This window comes from Gilliamella apicola (assembly GCF_000599985.1).
GTDB lineage: Bacteria > Pseudomonadota > Gammaproteobacteria > Enterobacterales > Orbaceae > Gilliamella > Gilliamella apicola.
In genome coordinates, this window is record NZ_CP007445.1 from 2781401 (window position 1) to 2801047 (window position 19647).

The window sequence follows — 19647 nt, forward strand, 5'->3', positions numbered from 1 at the left end:
ATAAAGGAATTATTTTGAAGTTATTAAGATTAATCGTGAAATTGCCTCTGCTACTATCTTTTTATGCAGTTTTAGCTATATCATTAACCGCTTGCGGTACATTAGTTTCAAATAATGGCGTGATTATTCTTAATGTGCAAGATAATATACACACTTATGTAACTGGCCAAAATTTACCTAAAACATATAAATTAGGTAATGGCGAGCAAGAACTGCAACGTTTTGAAACATTCTGTCGTCAAGAAATTAGAGCTTCCCAACTTGATGGTAGTGAAGAAACTGTTTTTGAGAATATCAAACATGGTATTCATGGACAGGTAGAATTTAGAAAATGTAGTGATAAAATCACTCGAATTTACCGATACTGATAAAATCTAGCTATCTCTATAAATTATGGCTAATAATATTGAATGAATGTCAAAGATCTATGAAATCTTACTAGCCTTTCATGCAGTTTTTATTTATATTGGTCGCTGAAAAGAAAATATTTTTAGGAGTAAAAATAATATGTATAAACAAGATGTAACAATTACGGCATCAAATGGTCTTCATACTCGTCCTGCGGCGCAATTTGTCAAAGAAGCCAAAAATTTTAATGCTGAAATTACCGTTACTTCAAATGGTAAAAGTGCTAGTGCCAAAAGCTTATTTAAATTACAAACCTTAGGTTTAACACAAGGAACAACGATTACTATTTCAGCTGAAGGCGAAGATGAAAAAGAAGCAGTACAACATCTTGTAAAACTAATTCCAGAATTAGAATAATAACTCCAAATTAGCTATGAACAGTTTTAAAATTGAATAAGGATTAAATTTATGGTATCAGGTATACTTGTTTCCCCGGGTATCGCTTTTGCAAAAGCGCTATTATTAAAAGAAGAGCCTATTGTTATTAGTAATAGACAAATTCTTGATAACAAAATTGACGCTGAAATTGAACGTTTCAAAGAAGCTCGAGAAAAATCAAGTGAGCAATTACATGCAATCATGGAGCGAGCAAAATCTACATTAGGCGAAGATAAAGCAGCAATTTTTGAAGGTCATATCATGCTTCTTGAAGATGAAGATCTTGAACAAGAAGTTATTTCACGTATTCAAACTAAACATTCTACCGCTGATGCCGCAGTTCAATCCGTTTTTGAAACTCAAGCTAAGGAACTGGAAAATTTAGATGATGAATATTTAAAAGAACGTGCAGCCGATATTCGCGACATCGGCAAACGCTTACTTAAAAATATTTTAGGTATTGAAATTGTTGATTTAAGTGCTATTAACCAACCATGCATTTTAGTCGCTACAGATTTAACGCCATCTGAAACCGCTCAGTTAAATTTAGACATGGTATTAGGTTTTATTACTGACGCAGGTGGAAGAACATCACATACATCAATTATGGCTCGTTCATTAGAAATTCCAGCCATTGTGGGCACGTCTAATGCAACTCAAGAAATCAAACAAGGTGATTTTGTTATTTTAGATGCAATTAACAATGCTATCTATATCAATCCAGATCACACCACCCAAGAAAAATTAAAACAAGTTCAAGCAAAATTTATTAGCGATAAAGAAGAACTTGCAAAATTAAAAGACTTACCAGCTGTAACGCTTGACGGGCACCAAGTCGAAATTTGTGGCAACATAGGTACTGTACGAGATATTGCTGGTGCAGAACGCAACGGTTATGAAGGTGTTGGTTTATACCGTACCGAATTCTTGTTCATGGATCGCGATGCTTATCCTAATGAAGAAGAACAATTTAAAGCATACAAAGAAGTAGCTGAATCAACTAATGGTTTATCAGTAATTGTACGCACAATGGATATTGGTGGCGATAAAGATGTGCCTTATATGCATTTACCAAAAGAAGAGAATCCATTTTTGGGTTGGCGTGCAATTCGTATTTGTTTAGATCGTAAAGAAATACTTCATGCCCAATTACGTGCAATCTTACGTGCATCTGCATTTGGTAAATTACGTATTATGTTCCCAATGATTATTTCAGTGGAAGAAATTCGTATATTAAAATCTGAAATCAATATTCTTAAAGAACAATTAACGACTGAAGGCAAAGCTTTCGATAAAAATATCGAAATTGGTGTGATGATTGAAACCCCTGCAGCAGCAGTGATTGCACATCATTTAGCTAAAGAAGTAGATTTCTTTAGTATCGGGACTAATGACTTAACACAATATACGCTTGCTGTTGACCGTGGTAATGAATTGATTTCTCATCTCTACAACCCGTTATCACCTTCTGTATTAACATTGATTAAAAATGTTATTGATGCATCGCATAAAGAAGGTAAATGGACTGGAATGTGTGGTGAACTTGCTGGTGATGAACGCGCAACAATTTTATTATTAGGTATGGGTCTTGATGAATTTAGTATGAGTGCAGTATCAATTCCAAAAATTAAGAAATTGATTCGCAATACCAATTTTGAAGAGGCGAAAAAGTTTGCTGATACAGTATTACAAAAAGCAACAGCCAAAGAAATTATTGATTTAATTGAAAATTATACCGCTGAAAAGCAAATTTGTTAGGAGACAATGATGGGTCTATTCGATAAAATCAAGCAATTAGTATCCGATGATAATAAAAATAGCATCGAAATTATTGCACCTTTAAGTGGCGAAATAGTCAAAATCGAAGATGTACCAGATGTGGTTTTTGCCGAAAAAATCGTTGGTGATGGTGTTGCAATTAAGCCTTCTGGTAACAAAATTGTTGCACCTTTAAATGGTAAAATTGGCAAAATCTTCGAAACCAATCACGCTTTTGCGATTGAGTCAGATGAAGGTATTGAGCTTTTTGTTCACTTTGGGATCGACACAGTAGAGTTAAAAGGTGAAGGCTTTAAGCGAATTGCCGAAGAAGGTCAACAAGTAAAAGTAGGTGATACTATTATTGAAATCGATCTGCCATTACTTGAAAGTAAAGCTAAATCAGTGTTAACACCAGTAGTTATTTCTAATATGGAAACAGTTGTAGAATTAACTAAACTTTCTGGTTCTGTCGAAGCTGGTAAAACACCAATAATGCGTGTGAAAAAATAATTTTTTCACTTAAGTTAATCATAAAAAAACCTTCAGTCTAAACTGAAGGTTTTTATTGTAGCTAAGCAAATTTAATCTCTTAAAATTCTTAACGCCATTTCTTATATTGATTAATTAGATTATTGGTAGAATCATCATGAGAATCAACAGGTTTATCATCTGTCAATTCAGGTAAAATACGACCAGCTAATTGCTTACCAAGCTCTACACCCCATTGATCAAAACTAAAGATATTAAGAATAATACCTTGTGTAAAGATCTTATGTTCATACATAGCAACTAATGCACCAAGAGTATAAGGTGTTATTTTTTTCACAAGGATTGAATTTGTTGGTTTATTACCCTCAAAAACTTTAAACGGTACAATTGATTTAACTTCATCAAGTGTTTTACCTGCTGCAAGGAATTCTTGTTCAACTTGCTCAGTAGTTTTACCAAACGCTAAAGCTTCGGTTTGTGCAAAAAAGTTTGACAGTAATTTCGGATGGTGATCACCCACTGGATTATGACTGATTGCTGGTGCAATAAAATCACATGGGATTAATTTAGTACCTTGGTGAATTAATTGATAAAATGCGTGTTGACCATTAGTTCCAGGTTCACCCCAAATAATTGGGCCTGTTGTATAAGACGTTTTATGCCCATTACGATCAACACTCTTACCGTTTGATTCCATATTTCCTTGTTGAAAATAAGCTGCAAAGCGATGCATATACTGATCATACGGTAAAATTGCTTCAGTTTCTGCTCCACAGAAATTGTTGTACCAGATACCAATTAACGCTAGTAATGCTGGAATATTTTTCTCGATTGGCGCGCTTTGGAAGTGTTTATCCATAGCATGACCTCCAGCTAAAAACTCTTTGAAGTTGTCAAAACCAATCGATAAAACAATTGATAAGCCAATTGCAGACCAAGATGAATAACGACCGCCAACCCAATCCCAAAATTCAAACATATTGGTGGTATCAATACCAAATTTTTCAACCTCTTTAGCATTGGTTGAAAGTGCAACAAAATGCAAAGCAACGGCTTTATCATCTTTGGCTGCATCAAGTAACCATTTACGAGCAGTCTGCGCATTTGTCATGGTTTCCTGTGTGGTAAACGTTTTAGATGCCACTAAGAATAAAGTAGTTTCAGGATTTAAACCCTTAAGCGCTTCAACAATATGAGTACCATCGACATTCGAAACAAAATGCATTGTTAAATGATTTTTATAAGGACGTAATGCTTCGGTAATCATATGAGGACCAAGATCTGAACCGCCAATACCAATATTAACTACATCGGTAATGGCTTTACCCGTATAACCTTTCCATTCTCCGCTAATAATCTTTTTACTAAACGATTCCATCTTAGCCAACACCGCATTGACATCATCCATAACATTCTTACCATCGACATAAATCGGCGTATTTGAAACATTACGTAGCGCAACATGTAATACAGCACGATTTTCCGTACGATTAATTTTCTCACCGCTATACATGGCGTTAATGGCACCATTTAAATCACATTCATCAGCAAGTTTATAAAGTACCTCTAAAGTTTCTTGTGTCACTCTATTTTTTGACAAATCAACCAAAAACTCATCCTCAAAAGGTATACTCAGTTTTTCAACACGCTTTGGTTCATCTTTTAAGATTTGGGCAATTGTCTTTTCATGATGTTTTTCATAATTAGATTGAAGGGATTTCCAAGAAGAAGTGGTAGTTGGATCAATTGACTTTAACATATCTAATTCCTTAATTAATATAGCACTGTTATCCATAATATAACTATGCCTAACATGATGCAAGATAAGGATTTATTCTTTTAAACTAAATTGGAGGAAAAAATAATAAAAGTTATTTTCTTTTCCTAATCAAATAACTTGAATATAATGTTAAAGATAAAATATTCGATACATATAACTGTTCAAAAAATGACTTTCTAACTAATTAGTACCAATAAAATAAATTTCTTACATTATTATATTAGGATACTTCATGCCAAATATTCAAACTCTAGTACCAGCATTAGATAAAATAGTACGCATTTGTGATTATTTAGATGATCATAAAGGTGCAACTTTTAGCCAAATATTTCAGAATCTTAATTTACCTAAAAGCAGTACATCAACACTACTTAATGCGTTAGTTATGCATGGTATTTTACGTCAAGACCAAAACCAGTATTATCTTGGGTTAAAATTACATGAATGGGGTGATAAATCACTGGAACAGTTCGATATCACTAAAATCGCAAAACCATTGATGACAAAATTAAGAGAGCAAACCAACTTAACCTGTCATTTAGGTGTTCTTGATGGCCTTTATTCTGTTTATATTGCTAAAATTGAAAATGACCAAGCAATTGGCATTCGCACTTGGATTGGCAAAAAATTACCATTACATAGTTCAGGTATTGGTAAAGCATTGATTGCTTGGTTACCAGATGAGAAAATAGATCAACTTATACCAGAAGAAAAATTGGTCAAATATACTGACGCCACAATAACAAGTAAGAAACAATTAAAAAAAGAACTTGCGAAAATTCGGGCTCAGGGCTGGGCTTATGATAATCAGGAAGACGTAAAAGGTGTACATTGTATTGCAGCACCAATATTTAACAAAAATAATGAACCAATTGCTGCTATTAGTATTTCTGGTGTTCTTTTTCAGCTACCTGTAGATAAAATCGGAAAATACTCTGAGCTAGTACGTAAAGCATGCCAACAACTTACCAGTAAGTTTTAATAATATTGAATCATAATGATTCAATATTATTTTACTATATTTAATCAATTACTTATTAAGCTATCTTTTTAAATAGCTCAATAAGTTTTTGTTTATCAAAAAAGACTGGATTTGCACCTGCACAAGCATCTTTCATTGAATTTTCGGCCAATAACTCAAAATCTGGATTATCAACACCTAATTCCTTTAATGATTTAGGAATTCCGACTTCTTGAGCTAATTCTTGAATTCTTTTTATGACATAATCAACACATTCTTGATCACTTCTATTTTTAGTATCAAAACCGATTGTTTCAGCAATAACTCTAAATTTTTGTGGTGCATGTTTAGCATTTTCCTCTTCTACTACTGATAGTAGCATGGCATTACATACTCCATGTGGTAAATCATAAAGACCACCTAATTGATGTGCCATAGCATGAACATTACCCAGACCCGCATTACTAAAAGCAATACCATTTAAAAAGCATGCATAACTCATTTGTTCTCTTGCTTCAATATCGTTACCATTTTTAACTGCTCTAGCTAAATATTTAAATGTTTGGGCTATTGCATATAATGCTGTCGAATCAGTAACGTCCATTGCACCTTTAGCAACTACCGCTTCAATTGCATGAGTTAACGCATCCATACCAGTTGCTGCAGTTAAATTTGCTGGTTTGGAAATCATTAAATCAGGGTCACTAACGGTTATTGATGCAAGAGTATTTGGATCAACCATAATCATTTTTACATGTCTACTTTCATCAGTAATAACATAATTGATGGTTACTTCTGCAGAAGTACCTGCTGTGGTTGCTATTGCCACTATTGGTAAACATTTATGTTTACTTTTATGCATGCCTTCATAATCTGTAATTTTTCCACCATTAGTTGCTAAAACAGCAACCGCTTTGCCACAATCCTGAGGGGAGCCTCCACCAATTGAAACAATAAAATCGCATTTAGATTCTTGACATAATTTTAGAGCATTTTCAACATTAGCAACGGTTGGATTTGGTTTAACATCGTAAAAAATAACAGATTCAATACCTTCTTTTTTTAAAATATCAACGACTCTATCTACTGTACCATTACCAACTAAAAATTTATCGCTAACAATCAACGCTTTTTTACAATTTAATTTTTTAATTGGTACGCCTAACTCAGATAAGCAACCCTTACCTAATAAATTAACGGGTGGAATGTAATAAATCATATTTACCTCTTAAATTAATAATATTTTAAATAATTCTTACAAAAGAACTTTATTTCATTATAAGGAAAAAACAAAATTGTAAAAAAAATATTTTTTACAATGAGAGGGGGATCACAAAATTAATTTTCTATTGAATTAATACATTGCAATTAAAAATTTTTTCACAAATAATTTGTTCATGAGATAGAAATATAGTTCCATATTATGAACAAAAGGAGAAAAAATGAATTTAGAAAAATTTAAAGGAATATTTCCACCTGTTCCAACAATTGTAGATAAAGAAGGAAATCTCGATAAAAAAGGAATGGCTAATCTTTTAGATCATCTTATTGACAATGAAGCCGATGGCGTTTTGATTTTAGGAAGTGGTGGTGAATTTTGTCATATGCAACCTAAATTACGGCTAGAAGTTGCTGAATTTGCTGTAAAGCATATCAATAAACGCATTCCAGTTATGATTGGAATATCAAGTCCAAGTACTAAAGAAACTATTGAATATGGTCAACATGCATCACAAATAGGTGCTGATGCTGTTTTAGTGGTTAATCCATATTATGCTTTATTAAATAGTGATGCAATTTATCACCATTATAAAACTGTCGCTGAAAATATTGATATACCTATTCTACTTTACAATTTTCCCGCACTAACTGGTCAAGATATAGGTATTGATGTTATTACTCGATTGGCAAAAGAGCTGCCAAATATTATCGGGTTAAAAGATACTATTGATAATATTAGCCACACACGAGAAGTAATCAATCAAGTTCATGCTTTCCGCCCAGATTTCATTATCTTTAGTGGCTTCGACGAATATATGTTAGACACCCTGATTTTAGGTGGCCATGGAGGTATTCCTGCAACATTCAATTTTGCACCTAAAATTACAAAGGGAATTTATAAAGCTTTTATAAAAAAAGATTATGAAAAAGCATTTAAATTACAACGTCAATTAGCAAAATTAATGCCTATTTATGCTATTGAATCACCATTCTTTGGAGTCATTAAACAAGCAATAAAATTGACTGGTGTAGATATTTCAACTGAAGTTTTAGCTCCAGTAATGCCATTAACTTCCGATAAAAAGAAAATATTAAAAAAATTATTATCTGATTCAAAATTTTATAAAAATTTATTATTAATTAGTTTTAGGAGCAAATTATGAGCGAAGTATCTAAAGTAATTATACTTCATCCTAATGATGATGTAGCCATAGCTCGATTTCCAATATCCAAAGGATATGTAATTCAAGAAAAGAATGTTTCTGTACTATCAGATATTAAAGAAGGACATAAAATAGCTCTTCACAATATCGAAAAAAATCAACCTATCAAACGCTATAACCAAATTATAGGTTATGCAATTTGTCAAATACAAGCGGGAGAACATATTCATCTACATAATTTAAAAATGGGTGATTATGGACATGAATATGATTTTTGTGCAGATAAACATGAAACCCCAATAGCCCGTGAAAAAAGGACTTTTATGGGCTACAAACGCAAAAACGGACAAATAGCAACTCGTAATTATATAGGCATATTAACATCTGTTAACTGCAGCGCAACAGTTGCACGACGCCTTGAAGATCATTTTAAAGCAAAAGGATTAGATGATTATCCAAATATAGATGGCATCGTAGCCCTTCCACAAAGTTTTGGTTGTGCTATGGATATGAAAGGTGATTTGATGAAAATGATGCAACGCACAATGAGTGGCTATGCAAATCATCCTAATTTCGCCGGTATTCTAATTATTGGTCTGGGCTGTGAATCTAATCAAATCAAAGATCTTATTCAAGTAAAAGGTTTAAATGAAGGTCCTATGTTACAACATATGACTATTCAAGAAACTGGTGGGTCACAAAAAACTTTCGATAAGGGCGTTACTATTATTGAAAGTATGTTAAATGAAGCCAACCAATACACCAGAGAAGAAGTGCCTGCATCAGAATTAGTTTTAGCGCTTGAATGTGGTGGTTCTGACAGTTACTCAGGCATTTCTGCTAATCCAGCCCTTGGCGTAGCTGTTGATTTACTTGTACAACAAGGAGGAACAGCAATACTCGCTGAAACGCCTGAAATTTATGGTGCTGAATATATTCTTACTCGCCGAGCAAATACGAAAGAAGTTGGTGAAAAACTTATTAATCGAATTTTATGGTGGGAGGATTATGCCAAAAGATGTCATGCGGAATTGAATAATAATCCATCTGCAGGTAATAAAGAAGGTGGACTAACAACTATTCTTGAAAAATCTCTAGGGGCTATTTGTAAAGCAGGAAGTACTAATCTTATTGATGTATATGAATATGCAGAGCCAGTAACCGCAAAAGGTTTGGTATTTATGGATACTCCAGGATATGACGCATTTGCATGTACAGGTCAAATTGCGGGTGGTGCAAACATTATGTGTTTTACAACAGGAAGAGGTTCGGCTTATGGCTCAAAACCGACACCATGCATCAAAATCGCATCTAATAATTTTTTATGGCGCCGTCAAGAAGAAGATATGGATATTAATTGTGGAGATGTAGCCGATGGACAAGAAACCTTAGAGCAAGCAGGTAAACGCATTTTTGAAAAAATCTTAGCTGTTGCCTCTGGTGAAAAAACAAAAAGTGAAAAATTTGGATATGGATCACTTGAATTTGTCCCATGGCAACCTGGTGCAATTATGTAATTAATCAATAATTTTGTATTGTCAGTTAATAAAAAATGCTTCTCTTAGGAGAAGTAGGGAGTCTGTTATGCCTAAAATAAATGAATTATATCAAAATCCCGAGGAGAAACTAAAAGCGACCAATGTTCGATGGCGTATCTTTATTATAATGTTATTACTTGGAGCAATTAACTATATTGATCGAACTTCACTTTCCATTGCAATGCCTTATATAACAGAAGAGTTTGGTATTGAAGATACACGCGTTGTTGGTGCAATTCACAGTGCATTTTTTTGGGCTTATGCCTTAATGCAAATTCCAAGTGGTGTATTGGCAGATAAATTTAAAACAAGAAATATTATCGCAATAGCGACAATCGCTTGGGGTGCTTTTCAAGCTGTGGCAGCATTATGTCATGGCATATTTACATTATCATTATCTCGCTTAGGTTTAGGTGTATCTGAAGCGCCAATTATGCCTGCGGGAGCTAAATTAATGGGAACTTGGTTAACACCAACTGAACGTGGTCGTGGTTCAATGTTATTAGACGGCGGAGCACCATTAGGAACTGCCTTCGGTGCTGTCATTATTGCTGGATTAATCGGATTTTTTGGTAATTGGCGCATGGCATTTGTCATTGCAGGAATAGGAACTATTTTAGCTGGTTTACTTGCTTGGTGGTATATCCGAACATACCCAAATGAACATCCTAAAATTAATAAAGCAGAACTGGAGCATATTGAAAAATATAATTTAGATTCGAAAAAAACAGATAAAAAATATAAATTATCTGATATTAAACCATATTTAAAACAACGAAATGTACTAGCTTTAATTTTCGGATGGGTTTGTTATAGTTTTGTATTCTATGGTTTAATGACATGGCTACCGCTTTATTTCCAAGCTACATATGGATTTAATATTAAATCAATGGGTAGTGCGATGGCAATTATATTCCTAGTTTGTTTTATAGGGCAATTAACTGGGGGATATATTATGGATAAATGGCGCAATGCTGGTGGTAAAACAAGTACAGTGCTACACACAATGTTAGCAATTTCAGCAATTACAGCTGGTGTAGGTATTTTCCTCTGTGCACGTAGTGATAATCCGACTATGGCAATAATTTTATTAACTATTGCACTTTTTCCATTACGTTGGGCTAGTATCTATTGGTCAATTCCATCATTATTAGGAGCTCAGAAAGTAGCAGGTACAATTTGTGGAACAATGAATTTTACAAGTAATTTATTTGCTGCAATATTACCTATTGTTATTGGTTTCATTGTACAAGCTACAGGAAATTATTTTGCTGCGATGATGTTCTTTGCTGCTTCGGCTATAGGCTATTTAATTTGCTCATTATTAATTAATTTTGATAAACAGATGGATATTTATGAATAACTATTTTTCATAATATACAGAAATAATTTTAACATACTGGTAATTAAGTCGGCTTTTTTACCAGTAGTTATCTGGTTTAATAAATAAAATCGCAACTATTTAACATCAACTAGCAAAAAATAAATTTTCCAAGCGAAATTCTAGCTTATCTTCTTCATCAATAAAAAAGTTTTTGTTCACATATTTACTTGATATTAATTCGCGTCAGATTTTATTTTCTAGTTATGTTGCCAAGTTTGTTTCATAAGTTAGAAATAATAGCGCTCTATCTATGATGAGCGCTTTTTTAAAAGTTAGATAACTTTGAAATTATCGTGACTATATTGACTATAACTATAATATAAACCTTGCTTATATAGCGTTAATAGATCTGTTGATATTGATCTGGATAATTACTGCAATATTCAATTGTTTAATCTTGAGATGTACTATAATTAAAACAAGCGTTTTTTAAAATCAGATTCTTATAATTGTGTTTTAGGTAAATTAATAATGTTATATTTAACTAATAGATTTTCGAAAACCGATTGTTACAAATATTACCATCTTTTGTGTAATGACATTACAACATTTCATTGATCTTATTCTTATTTTCTATATTACCAAATCAACAATAAATTAATATCAACTACTTATAACTATATTCATCTGTTATATTTATATAGTTTTCTTTCTTATTTTTATATTAACCATTTGAATACGCATGTTTTATTTAGAAGTTTTTACTTTTTTTATAATCGACATTCTCCATATCCATATACAAGCACTCTTTGTAGATTTGCTTTCTTTAATCATCAACCGTCATATTACGCGTTGTTAAATCAAATGGTGTTAATTGATAGACGTAATAGTTGAGCCAATTACTAAATAATAAATAGGCATGACTGCGCCATGTAGCTTTAGGAGACAAATTTGGATTATTATCAGGAAAATAATTTTCTGGAATATTTGGTTCAATACCGGCTTTAATATCACGAAAATATTCATTGGCTAACGTGAAAGAGTCATATTCTGGATGCCCGGTTACGAATGCCATGCGTTTATCTGCCGTGGTCATTAGATAAGGTCCTGTAATATCTGATTCGGCTAAAATCGTTAAATCAGTGTAATTTATAATTTTATCTTTGGGGAAATCAGCGTTACGTGAATGAGGAGCTAAGAAAGTATCATCAAATCCTCGTGATAAAATCGCATTCGGCTGAATAATGTGATGTTGATAAACACCTGATAATTTCTGGCTACGAGTAAATTTTGGTAAATCATACAAGACGTTTAAAGCTGCTTGCACAGCCCAACAAACAAACATTGTTGAAGTTACATGTTCTTTTGCCCAAGTAATAATTTCTGCTAATTTAGGCCAATAAACCACATCAGAGAAAGGTACTTTTCCTAGTGGAGCTCCCGTTATAATAAGTCCATCAAAATTCTGATGTCGAATATCATCAAAATCACAATAAAAGCTATTTAAATGTTCCATTGGTGTGTTTTTTGATTCGCGCTGATCAATCCGCAATAATTGAACATTTACTTGTAAAGGTGAATTCGATAAAAGCCGAAAAAATTGATTTTCGGTCTCTATTTTTTTAGGCATTAAGTTGAGGAAAAGAAGTTTAAGTGGTCGAATTTCTTGGGTTTTAGCTCGCGATGAAGTCATAATAAAAACATTCTCATTGCGAAGTACATCAACAGCTGGTAATGAGTCTGGAATACAAATAGGCATAACAACAGCTCCTAAAATAATTAGTTATTTTTGAACACTTAAAATAGACGTCTAGATATCTGTATAGCTAAATATAGTGGGTTTTATAGTATTTGTCGAGATTTTTATTAAACAATAAGAGCAATAAGATACAAAAAATCAGTATGGTAGCGACGTCAATAGTACATAATGCTCGAATGGTTATCCACGTGAAAAGGATGATTGAGGTATTAAACCTTAGAAAGCACGAGTGTCAGTACGCCAAGTATCAGCGGTTAATGCTTCGCCAAAATAGCTGTTAATTAGTTTTTGAGTAATATCACTTAGCGGTGAAGCTAATACTTCTGCTGTATTACCATATTCAACTAACTCACCATTATGCATCACTAAAATTTCATCGCTGATATGTTTCATCATTCCTATATCTTGTGTAACAAAAACATAAGAAATATTTTGTTCTGCTTGCAGTGATAACATTAAGTTCACAATTTGTGAACGCATTGAAATATCAAGTGCAGCTAAAGCTTCATCTAAAATTATCACTTTAGGTTTTAGAATTAATGCTCGAGCTAATGCCACTCGTTGCTTTTGTCCTGCCGCCATTACCGAAGGATAGTAAGAGGCATGTTCAGGTAATAATCCAACTTGTTTTAAGACTTCACTAATCAACTTTTCACGTTCTTGGGCATTATATTTAGTATTGTGTTTTAATGGGATTTCTAACAATTGACCAATGCGTAATCTTGGATCAAATGAGCTTTCTACATGTTGAAATATCATGCGAATAAGTTGGCAACGGTAACTATAATCACCATATTCAACTTTATTACCATCAATCCAAATATCACCACTCTTAGGTTTTAACATACCAACTAACATTTTCGCTAAGGTTGATTTTCCTGAGCCATTTTGTCCAATAATGGCCAATGTCTTACCTTCACTAAGAGAAAACGACAATGGTTTAACCGCATCAATCCGTAAATGTCCTAAAAGGCCTTTAGGAATTTTAAATTGTTTAGATAAGTTACGCACTTTTAATATTGGACTCATAATATATTCCTATTATTTACTACTCATCAGTATTTAACGGAAAATGGCAAGCTACCGAATGATCCTTTATCGGTATTAACTCAGGTGCTTGAATACATTTTTTTTGAGCATAAGGACAACGCGGTCCTAACCGGCAACCTATAGGCAAATGTTCAAGAGATGGAATCACTCCCGGTAAAGTATTTAGAGGGCTTTTATGGGGCATCGCTTTACCAAAATCAGGAATAGCATAAATTAAAGCTTGGGTATAAGGATGATAAGGTGATTTAATTAAATCTTCACTATCAGCAACTTCTACTGTTTGCCCACAATACAACACACTAATGCGATCAGTCCATCGTGTCACCATTTGTAAATCATGACTGATAAGAAGAATTGTAGTACCAATATTTTGATTCATACTCGCAAGAAGCCTAAATATTTGTGCCTCAGTTGTTGCTTCCATTGAATTAGTAGGCTCATCAGCAATTAATAATTTAGGTCGATTAGCCAGCGCAATAGCGATCATTACTTTCTGGCACTCTCCTTCGGTCAACTCAAAAGGATATGATTTCAATATCTCTTTATGATCTTTAATTCCTACTCGATGCAATAACTCAATGGCACGATGTTTGCGCCAGAATAATCTTTGCCACCAATGCCCTTTAAATGTTCTTCTTGGAATTGCATTTATTAATTGTTGACCAATTTTCATTGAGGGATCTAAACATGATTGTGGTTCTTGAAATATCATAGATACATTATCACTAATCACTCTTCGACGTTGCTTAGGGGTAAGTTTTAATAGATCAATATTATTAAAATGAAAACGATCAGCCGAAATCTTCCAGTTATGATTAGTTACGCCTAAAATAGCTTTAGCAATAAGACTTTTTCCCGAACCTGACTCCCCAACTAAGCCTCGAATTTCACCTTCAGATAGCTTTAAACTTACACGATCAATTGCACGTAACAAACCATCAGGCGTAATAAATTCTATGGTTAAATTTCGAATATCTAACAAAGCCATAATTAATGCCCTGCTCGTCGGCCATATAATCCAAAATTGAATAAATAGACCAAAGTAATGGTAACGACCACAGCCAATCCTGGAGCTAGAAAGGCTAAATAATTAGTACCAATAATATCTTTCATTTTGAACATCATCATACCCAAATCGGGGCGAGAAACATCATTAGCAAAACCTAAAAAAGTTATAGTAGTAATGGCCAAAATGATAGAACCAAATAACGAGACAATTTCGGTCAAATATACAGGTAAAATATTAGGTAAAATGTAGTGATTAAAAATTGAAAATGGTGACAAACCATCCAATCGATAAGCGGTAATATAAGTTTTATGCCATTCATCAATCGCTCGTTGATGAATATTATAGATAAAGCGCGGCGTATAAGATAACCCAATTACTAATAACATATTAGTAATATCATCTTCTAATACCATGCTAATTGCAATGACACCTAATAGCGGTGGTACAACCATACAAAACTTAAAAATAAATAAAATTATCGGGCGTAAAAAAGATATAAAAAACATTAAATAATTAATTAGCCCACCAATAACAATGACATAAAATACAGCTTTTAATGTCATGGATATGCTTGAACGATACCCAATCAATAAATAATCAAAGATATCTTGTCCTTTAGCATTAGTTCCTAAAATATGATTCAAATCACCATTTGCCCACCAAGCTGGTGGTAACAAAGCTGGATAAATAGGGTTTAAATGAGCATGAAAAAACCATTTAGTTGATAATGCTACAAATGCAATTACTAATATGCCATAAAAGCTAATAATTAAATAAACATTACTATGTAGCTTATTAAAGCAAGATACAATAGCATTAACTAACTTAGTTACCCTAGACATAATTTACCTTATGGCGTAATGGATAAATAGCAACTGCGGAAATCTCACCCAATAATGTTAATAGACTGATAACCGTACCACATGCCAAAATAGCAATAGCAATAATAGAATAATTATGATGGTGATAAGCTATCATCACCCATTGTCCGAGACCAACACGATTAAATAAAATTTCAATTACCATAGTCGAAAACAGTAGCGTTGTCGTATTGTATGTTAACTGTGGAATTGTTGCCGGAATAGAATTAGGTAACAAATGACGGCGTAAAATTTTAAATGGAGATCGTTCACGAATAATCGCCATTTTAATATAGTTTTGACGTGAGGTACTTTTTACTGATTGACTCACTAATTGTATTGTCATAATACTTGGTTGAATGGCTAAAATAATAATAGGTAAAAGCAGATGATGAAGTTGATCAAGTAGTGCTTGTAATTTAAATGTTTTTGATGCAACTAAAATATCAAGCAATGATGTACCTGTTACTGACGGCGACACATCAAAATTCATTGATATCGTCCAAGTAGGCGATAACCAATGCATAACAATAACAACAAGCATTACTATAGGGCAAGAATACAAAAATAAAGAGCCTAAACGAATTGTACTATTTAGCCAATTAATATTACTCAGACCAAGAAAAATTCCTAACGGTAATCCAATCACTAAAGCAACCACTAAAGCTAGTATACAAAGCTCAAAAGTTGCTAACAAAGTATGAAAAAATGGAACGGTTTCACCTGATAATAATCTGAATTGACCTTGTAGTAATTGCTTAAAAAAAGCACTATACGCATCAACAAAACTGAGATTATTAAAGTTAAGCAATGAGTGTGGAGCAAAATAGACTAAACAGAAACAAATCTGAGTCAATACGCAGATAATAAATAAAAACGTTACTATTTTTTTGAAAATATAGATAATCATATTTATCTTTATCGCTGTTGTAATTAAATAAAACACGGTAACAAATATCTATTACCGTGCTTTAAGCTATTTAAAGGATTAATCTTCTGATATTACTGGTTTGCTAGCGGCCGCATAAGCATGATTTTGTGCACTTAAACCACCAGCATTACCTTTACCATCAAAATGATAGTCTGACTCTTCACGCGACTTTATACTTTCATTCGATACTTCGTATTCTGGTGCTGAAGCTTTCGTCATCACCGCCGAAGAATGACCAGTTGTCTGTTCAGTTTCACTAACTGATTTCTCACTGTCACTACTTTGTTTAACTTCTTCAAAATCACGTTGCATATTAGCATCTACTTGATTTGCTGAAGTATCACTGAACGTCATATCGATATTATCTTTAATAACAATTGGTACCAATAACGATGGAATCACTCGTTTCGTCACTTTTGGTTCTTCCTGCTTAAATTGACTATAATCAATAGATACTCGACCTAAAGCTAGTTCTAATGATGCAGCAGCAAATAGCAATGGCATTGGTGACTGTTTTTGTTCAATATTTTTCACACGTCGCTTATTGCGTTGACCATTCATACGCAAATGTCTAGATGTACGGCGTTGACGTTTTGGTTGAGTATCAGCAACATTATTACCCATTGATTCAGTAACAATAATTGGTAACAATAAAGTTGGAACAATAACTTTTTCATCGACAATTTGATCGATCATTTCGCTATTTTTAACCCGAACACTTTTGGTTAATGTGCGTTGTTGACGTCGTGGTTTAGGCTCTTTTGGCTTAATCGTTGTAGCTTCATTAACCGTTTTATCTACCTTAGGAGTAGCATTTACCGTATTTGTTGTTGATGCATTTGCATTGTTGCTTTGTCTTGTACGACGTCCGCTGCTTCTATTAGGCGTCTCTTTTGTACCGTTTTCCGTTGCCGGTGTCACCATAGCAATAATATTGTTAACAGCATTGTTGTTACGATTATTACGCTGACGTCGATTATTAGAACGTTGATTATCACGTCGTTTTTGTGATGGTTGTTTAACTTCTGGCTCTGGTTTAGGTTTTTCAGCAGCAAATAATTTATTTACTTTTCCTAAAATAGTATTACACAAGGTAGTTAATTTCTTAATTTTTGATTCAGCTTTAACTTTTGGTATTGCATAAGCTTCAACTTTAGGCCCTGATAATATAGCTTGTTCTACAATAATGTCTGCTGTTTGATCTTCTTCCTCTTCTTCTAGTTCACGAATCAGTTTAGGAAGATTGTAACTTAATACATCTGTCTCTTCACCAGTACGTTTACGAATAACTTTATAAAGAGGGGTTTCCATCTCTTCGTCGCCCGCAATTACAATTTTTACATCAGGATACATTTTTTCAATATTTGTAATTGCTCGACGTTTTTCATTGAGTAAATAACTGGCGATTGGCACAGGGACAATCACATCAATTTGAACCGTATTATCTTTCATGGCTTCTTCTTGAATCAAACGGAGAATAGAAAGAGACAATGAATTGTTATCACGGACGGTACCTGTTCCTTGACAACGAGGACAAATATGATGCGTCGCTTCACGCAATGAAGGACTTAAGCGTTGACGAGACATTTCAAGCAAACCAAAACGCGATATTCGCGTGGTTTGAATACGTGCACGGTCAGTTTTCATCGCTTCTTTTAAGCGGTTTTCAACTTCACGTTGATTGCGAATTGGTGTCATATCAATAAAATCAATGACGATCAAACCACCTAAATCACGTAAACGTAATTGACGAGCGATTTCTTCTGCGGCTTCAAGGTTCGTGTTAAACGCTGTTTCTTCAATATCACTGCCACGAATTGACTTAGCAGAGTTTATATCAATAGCAGTTAACGCTTCGGTGGTATCAATCACGATTGAACCACCAGATGGTAAGCGGACTTCACGTTGGAACGCTGACTCAATTTGCCCTTCAATCTGGAAATGATTAAATAATGGAACATCACCTTCATAAAGTTTTAAACGGTTAACATATTCAACACGACCTAAATCAACTAGGCGCTTTTTAGCCACTTCCATTACTTTAGGGTTATCAATTAAAATATCGCCCACATCATCACGCAAATAGTCACGAAATGCGCGGGTAATAATATCACTTTCTTTATGAATTAAGCTTGGAGCCGGATAGTTTTTGGCCTCATTTTGAATCGCTGTCCAATAATTTACTAACGCATCTAAATCTTGTTGTAATTCTTCCTGACTTTTACCGACACCAGCGGTTCGAGCAATAACGCCCATTCCTCTTGGTTTTTCTATCGCATCAATAATCCGTCTTAAATCAGCTCGATCTTCACCTTCAATACGGCGCGAAACACCACCGGCTCGTGGATCGTTAGGCATCAATACCAAATAGCTACCCGCTAGGCTAATATAAGTCGTTAATGCTGCGCCTTTTTTACCACGGATCTCTTTTTCAATTTGGATTAGAACTTCTTGTCCTTCTTGTAGATGTTTAATACTACGACGCCCTGAAATATTGGCGGGGAAATAACTTTCAGCAATCTCTTTTAATGGTAAAAATCCATCTCGTTCACCACCATAAGAGACAAAAGCAGCTTCTAAACTTGGGTTTATTTTAGTGATCTTGCCTTTATAAATATTGGCTTTTTTTTGTTCATGCCCAAGACTTTCAATATCTAAATCATACAAGCGTTGTCCATCAACGAGCGCAACGCGCAACTCCTCTTGCTGGGTTGCGTTGATTAGCATTCTTTTCATTATTCTACACTCTTTATTAATCTTAATTAATTATAGGTAGAATATTATTATCAATAATACGCGTTTATTTTAACAATGATAAATAATGGTTGTTAACTAAATATTCAAATATGGTATTCATTATTTTATTTGTGTTATTTTTGTTATTATATTATGTGAAACCGATATTATTTATACAATATCTCTTTAAAATTTAAGGCATTATCAATGTTCAAAAGTTTTACACACTTTATAAACCATCCCTAAACATATAACTTGTCGATATTATTTCTATGGTTA

General features: G+C 33.6%; 16 protein-coding genes. 8 read left to right on the top strand and 8 right to left on the bottom strand.

Going from position 1 to position 19647, the window contains the following annotated elements; genetic code table 11:
- The first annotated feature begins 14 nt into the window (after positions 1-14).
- The 4 genes from GAPWK_RS12430 to crr all read left to right on the top strand — a co-directional run bounded on the left by GAPWK_RS12430 (position 15) and on the right by crr (position 3057).
- On the top strand, positions 15-368 hold the full coding sequence (locus GAPWK_RS12430; RefSeq protein WP_025316544.1) for a hypothetical protein: 354 nt from the start codon (positions 15-17) through the stop codon (positions 366-368).
- 139 nt (positions 369-507) lie between these two features.
- Entirely contained in the window at positions 508-765 is a 258-nt protein-coding gene (gene ptsH, locus GAPWK_RS12435; RefSeq protein ID WP_025316545.1) for a phosphocarrier protein Hpr, read from the top strand.
- A gap of 51 nt (positions 766-816) precedes the next feature.
- Positions 817-2544: a phosphoenolpyruvate-protein phosphotransferase PtsI gene (gene ptsI, locus GAPWK_RS12440; RefSeq protein ID WP_025316546.1), complete on the top strand. Its 1728-nt coding sequence runs from the start codon at positions 817-819 to the stop codon at positions 2542-2544.
- A gap of 9 nt (positions 2545-2553) precedes the next feature.
- Complete coding sequence (gene crr / locus GAPWK_RS12445) at positions 2554-3057, top strand: PTS glucose transporter subunit IIA (RefSeq protein WP_025316547.1); 504 nt, start codon at positions 2554-2556, stop codon at positions 3055-3057.
- Positions 3058-3145: 88 nt separating this feature from the next.
- On the opposite strand, the gene pgi is transcribed toward crr, so the two are convergent.
- A complete protein-coding gene (pgi, locus tag GAPWK_RS12450) occupies positions 3146-4795 on the bottom strand; it encodes a glucose-6-phosphate isomerase (RefSeq protein WP_025316548.1) in 1650 nt (549 codons plus the stop codon).
- A 253-nt stretch (positions 4796-5048) separates the two neighbouring features.
- On the opposite strand from pgi, the gene GAPWK_RS12455 reads away from it, so the two are divergent.
- Positions 5049-5798, top strand: coding sequence for an IclR family transcriptional regulator (locus GAPWK_RS12455; protein ID WP_025316549.1), 750 nt, complete (start codon positions 5049-5051; stop codon positions 5796-5798).
- Between the two features lie 55 nt (positions 5799-5853).
- On the opposite strand, the gene GAPWK_RS12460 is transcribed toward GAPWK_RS12455, so the two are convergent.
- Complete coding sequence (locus GAPWK_RS12460) at positions 5854-6996, bottom strand: iron-containing alcohol dehydrogenase (protein WP_025316550.1); 1143 nt, start codon at positions 6994-6996, stop codon at positions 5854-5856.
- Positions 6997-7219: 223 nt separating this feature from the next.
- Between GAPWK_RS12460 and GAPWK_RS12465 the strand changes: the two genes are divergently transcribed.
- From GAPWK_RS12465 to GAPWK_RS12475, 3 genes are all read left to right on the top strand, one after another.
- The gene (locus GAPWK_RS12465; RefSeq protein ID WP_025316551.1) at positions 7220-8161 is read left to right on the top strand and encodes a dihydrodipicolinate synthase family protein; all 942 of its coding nucleotides are present in this window, start codon (positions 7220-7222) and stop codon (positions 8159-8161) included.
- Entirely contained in the window at positions 8158-9678 is a 1521-nt protein-coding gene (locus GAPWK_RS12470; protein WP_025316552.1) for a UxaA family hydrolase, read from the top strand. The genes GAPWK_RS12465 and GAPWK_RS12470 overlap by 4 nt, the downstream gene beginning before the upstream one ends.
- Before the next feature lie 67 nt (positions 9679-9745).
- Positions 9746-11062, top strand: coding sequence for an MFS transporter (locus tag GAPWK_RS12475; RefSeq protein WP_025316553.1), 1317 nt, complete (start codon positions 9746-9748; stop codon positions 11060-11062).
- 787 nt (positions 11063-11849) lie between these two features.
- On the opposite strand, the gene metA is transcribed toward GAPWK_RS12475, so the two are convergent.
- The 6 genes from metA to rne form a co-directional block, all read right to left on the bottom strand.
- The gene (gene metA / locus GAPWK_RS12480; protein ID WP_025316554.1) at positions 11850-12782 is read right to left on the bottom strand and encodes a homoserine O-acetyltransferase MetA; all 933 of its coding nucleotides are present in this window, start codon (positions 12780-12782) and stop codon (positions 11850-11852) included.
- 216 nt (positions 12783-12998) lie between these two features.
- The gene (locus GAPWK_RS12485; protein ID WP_025316555.1) at positions 12999-13814 is read right to left on the bottom strand and encodes a peptide ABC transporter ATP-binding protein; all 816 of its coding nucleotides are present in this window, start codon (positions 13812-13814) and stop codon (positions 12999-13001) included.
- Between the two features lie 16 nt (positions 13815-13830).
- A complete protein-coding gene (locus GAPWK_RS12490; RefSeq protein ID WP_025316556.1) occupies positions 13831-14820 on the bottom strand; it encodes a peptide ABC transporter ATP-binding protein in 990 nt (329 codons plus the stop codon).
- A gap of 2 nt (positions 14821-14822) precedes the next feature.
- Positions 14823-15683, bottom strand: a complete 861-nt coding sequence (locus tag GAPWK_RS12495) for an ABC transporter permease subunit (RefSeq protein ID WP_025316557.1) — start codon at positions 15681-15683, stop codon at positions 14823-14825.
- A complete protein-coding gene (locus GAPWK_RS12500; protein ID WP_025316558.1) occupies positions 15676-16611 on the bottom strand; it encodes an ABC transporter permease subunit in 936 nt (311 codons plus the stop codon). Before GAPWK_RS12500 ends, GAPWK_RS12495 begins: the two co-directional genes overlap by 8 nt.
- A gap of 78 nt (positions 16612-16689) precedes the next feature.
- Positions 16690-19368, bottom strand: a complete 2679-nt coding sequence (rne, locus tag GAPWK_RS12505; RefSeq protein WP_025316559.1) for a ribonuclease E — start codon at positions 19366-19368, stop codon at positions 16690-16692.
- Positions 19369-19647: the final 279 nt, after the last annotated feature.

Excerpts from the sequence above, each read along its gene's own strand:
- ptsH (WP_025316545.1), top strand. The coding sequence starts at position 508 with ATGTATAAACAAGATGTAACAATTACGGCATCAAATGGTCTTCATACT.
- ptsI (WP_025316546.1), top strand. The coding sequence starts at position 817 with ATGGTATCAGGTATACTTGTTTCCCCGGGTATCGCTTTTGCAAAAGCG.
- crr (WP_025316547.1), top strand. The coding sequence starts at position 2,554 with ATGGGTCTATTCGATAAAATCAAGCAATTAGTATCCGATGATAATAAA.
- pgi (WP_025316548.1), bottom strand. The coding sequence starts at position 4,795 with ATGTTAAAGTCAATTGATCCAACTACCACTTCTTCTTGGAAATCCCTT.
- GAPWK_RS12455 (WP_025316549.1), top strand. The coding sequence starts at position 5,049 with ATGCCAAATATTCAAACTCTAGTACCAGCATTAGATAAAATAGTACGC.
- GAPWK_RS12460 (WP_025316550.1), bottom strand. The coding sequence starts at position 6,996 with ATGATTTATTACATTCCACCCGTTAATTTATTAGGTAAGGGTTGCTTA.
- GAPWK_RS12465 (WP_025316551.1), top strand. The coding sequence starts at position 7,220 with ATGAATTTAGAAAAATTTAAAGGAATATTTCCACCTGTTCCAACAATT.
- GAPWK_RS12470 (WP_025316552.1), top strand. The coding sequence starts at position 8,158 with ATGAGCGAAGTATCTAAAGTAATTATACTTCATCCTAATGATGATGTA.
- GAPWK_RS12475 (WP_025316553.1), top strand. The coding sequence starts at position 9,746 with ATGCCTAAAATAAATGAATTATATCAAAATCCCGAGGAGAAACTAAAA.
- metA (WP_025316554.1), bottom strand. The coding sequence starts at position 12,782 with ATGCCTATTTGTATTCCAGACTCATTACCAGCTGTTGATGTACTTCGC.
- GAPWK_RS12490 (WP_025316556.1), bottom strand. The coding sequence starts at position 14,820 with ATGGCTTTGTTAGATATTCGAAATTTAACCATAGAATTTATTACGCCT.
- GAPWK_RS12495 (WP_025316557.1), bottom strand. The coding sequence starts at position 15,683 with ATGTCTAGGGTAACTAAGTTAGTTAATGCTATTGTATCTTGCTTTAAT.
- GAPWK_RS12500 (WP_025316558.1), bottom strand. The coding sequence starts at position 16,611 with ATGATTATCTATATTTTCAAAAAAATAGTAACGTTTTTATTTATTATC.
- rne (WP_025316559.1), bottom strand. The coding sequence starts at position 19,368 with ATGAAAAGAATGCTAATCAACGCAACCCAGCAAGAGGAGTTGCGCGTT.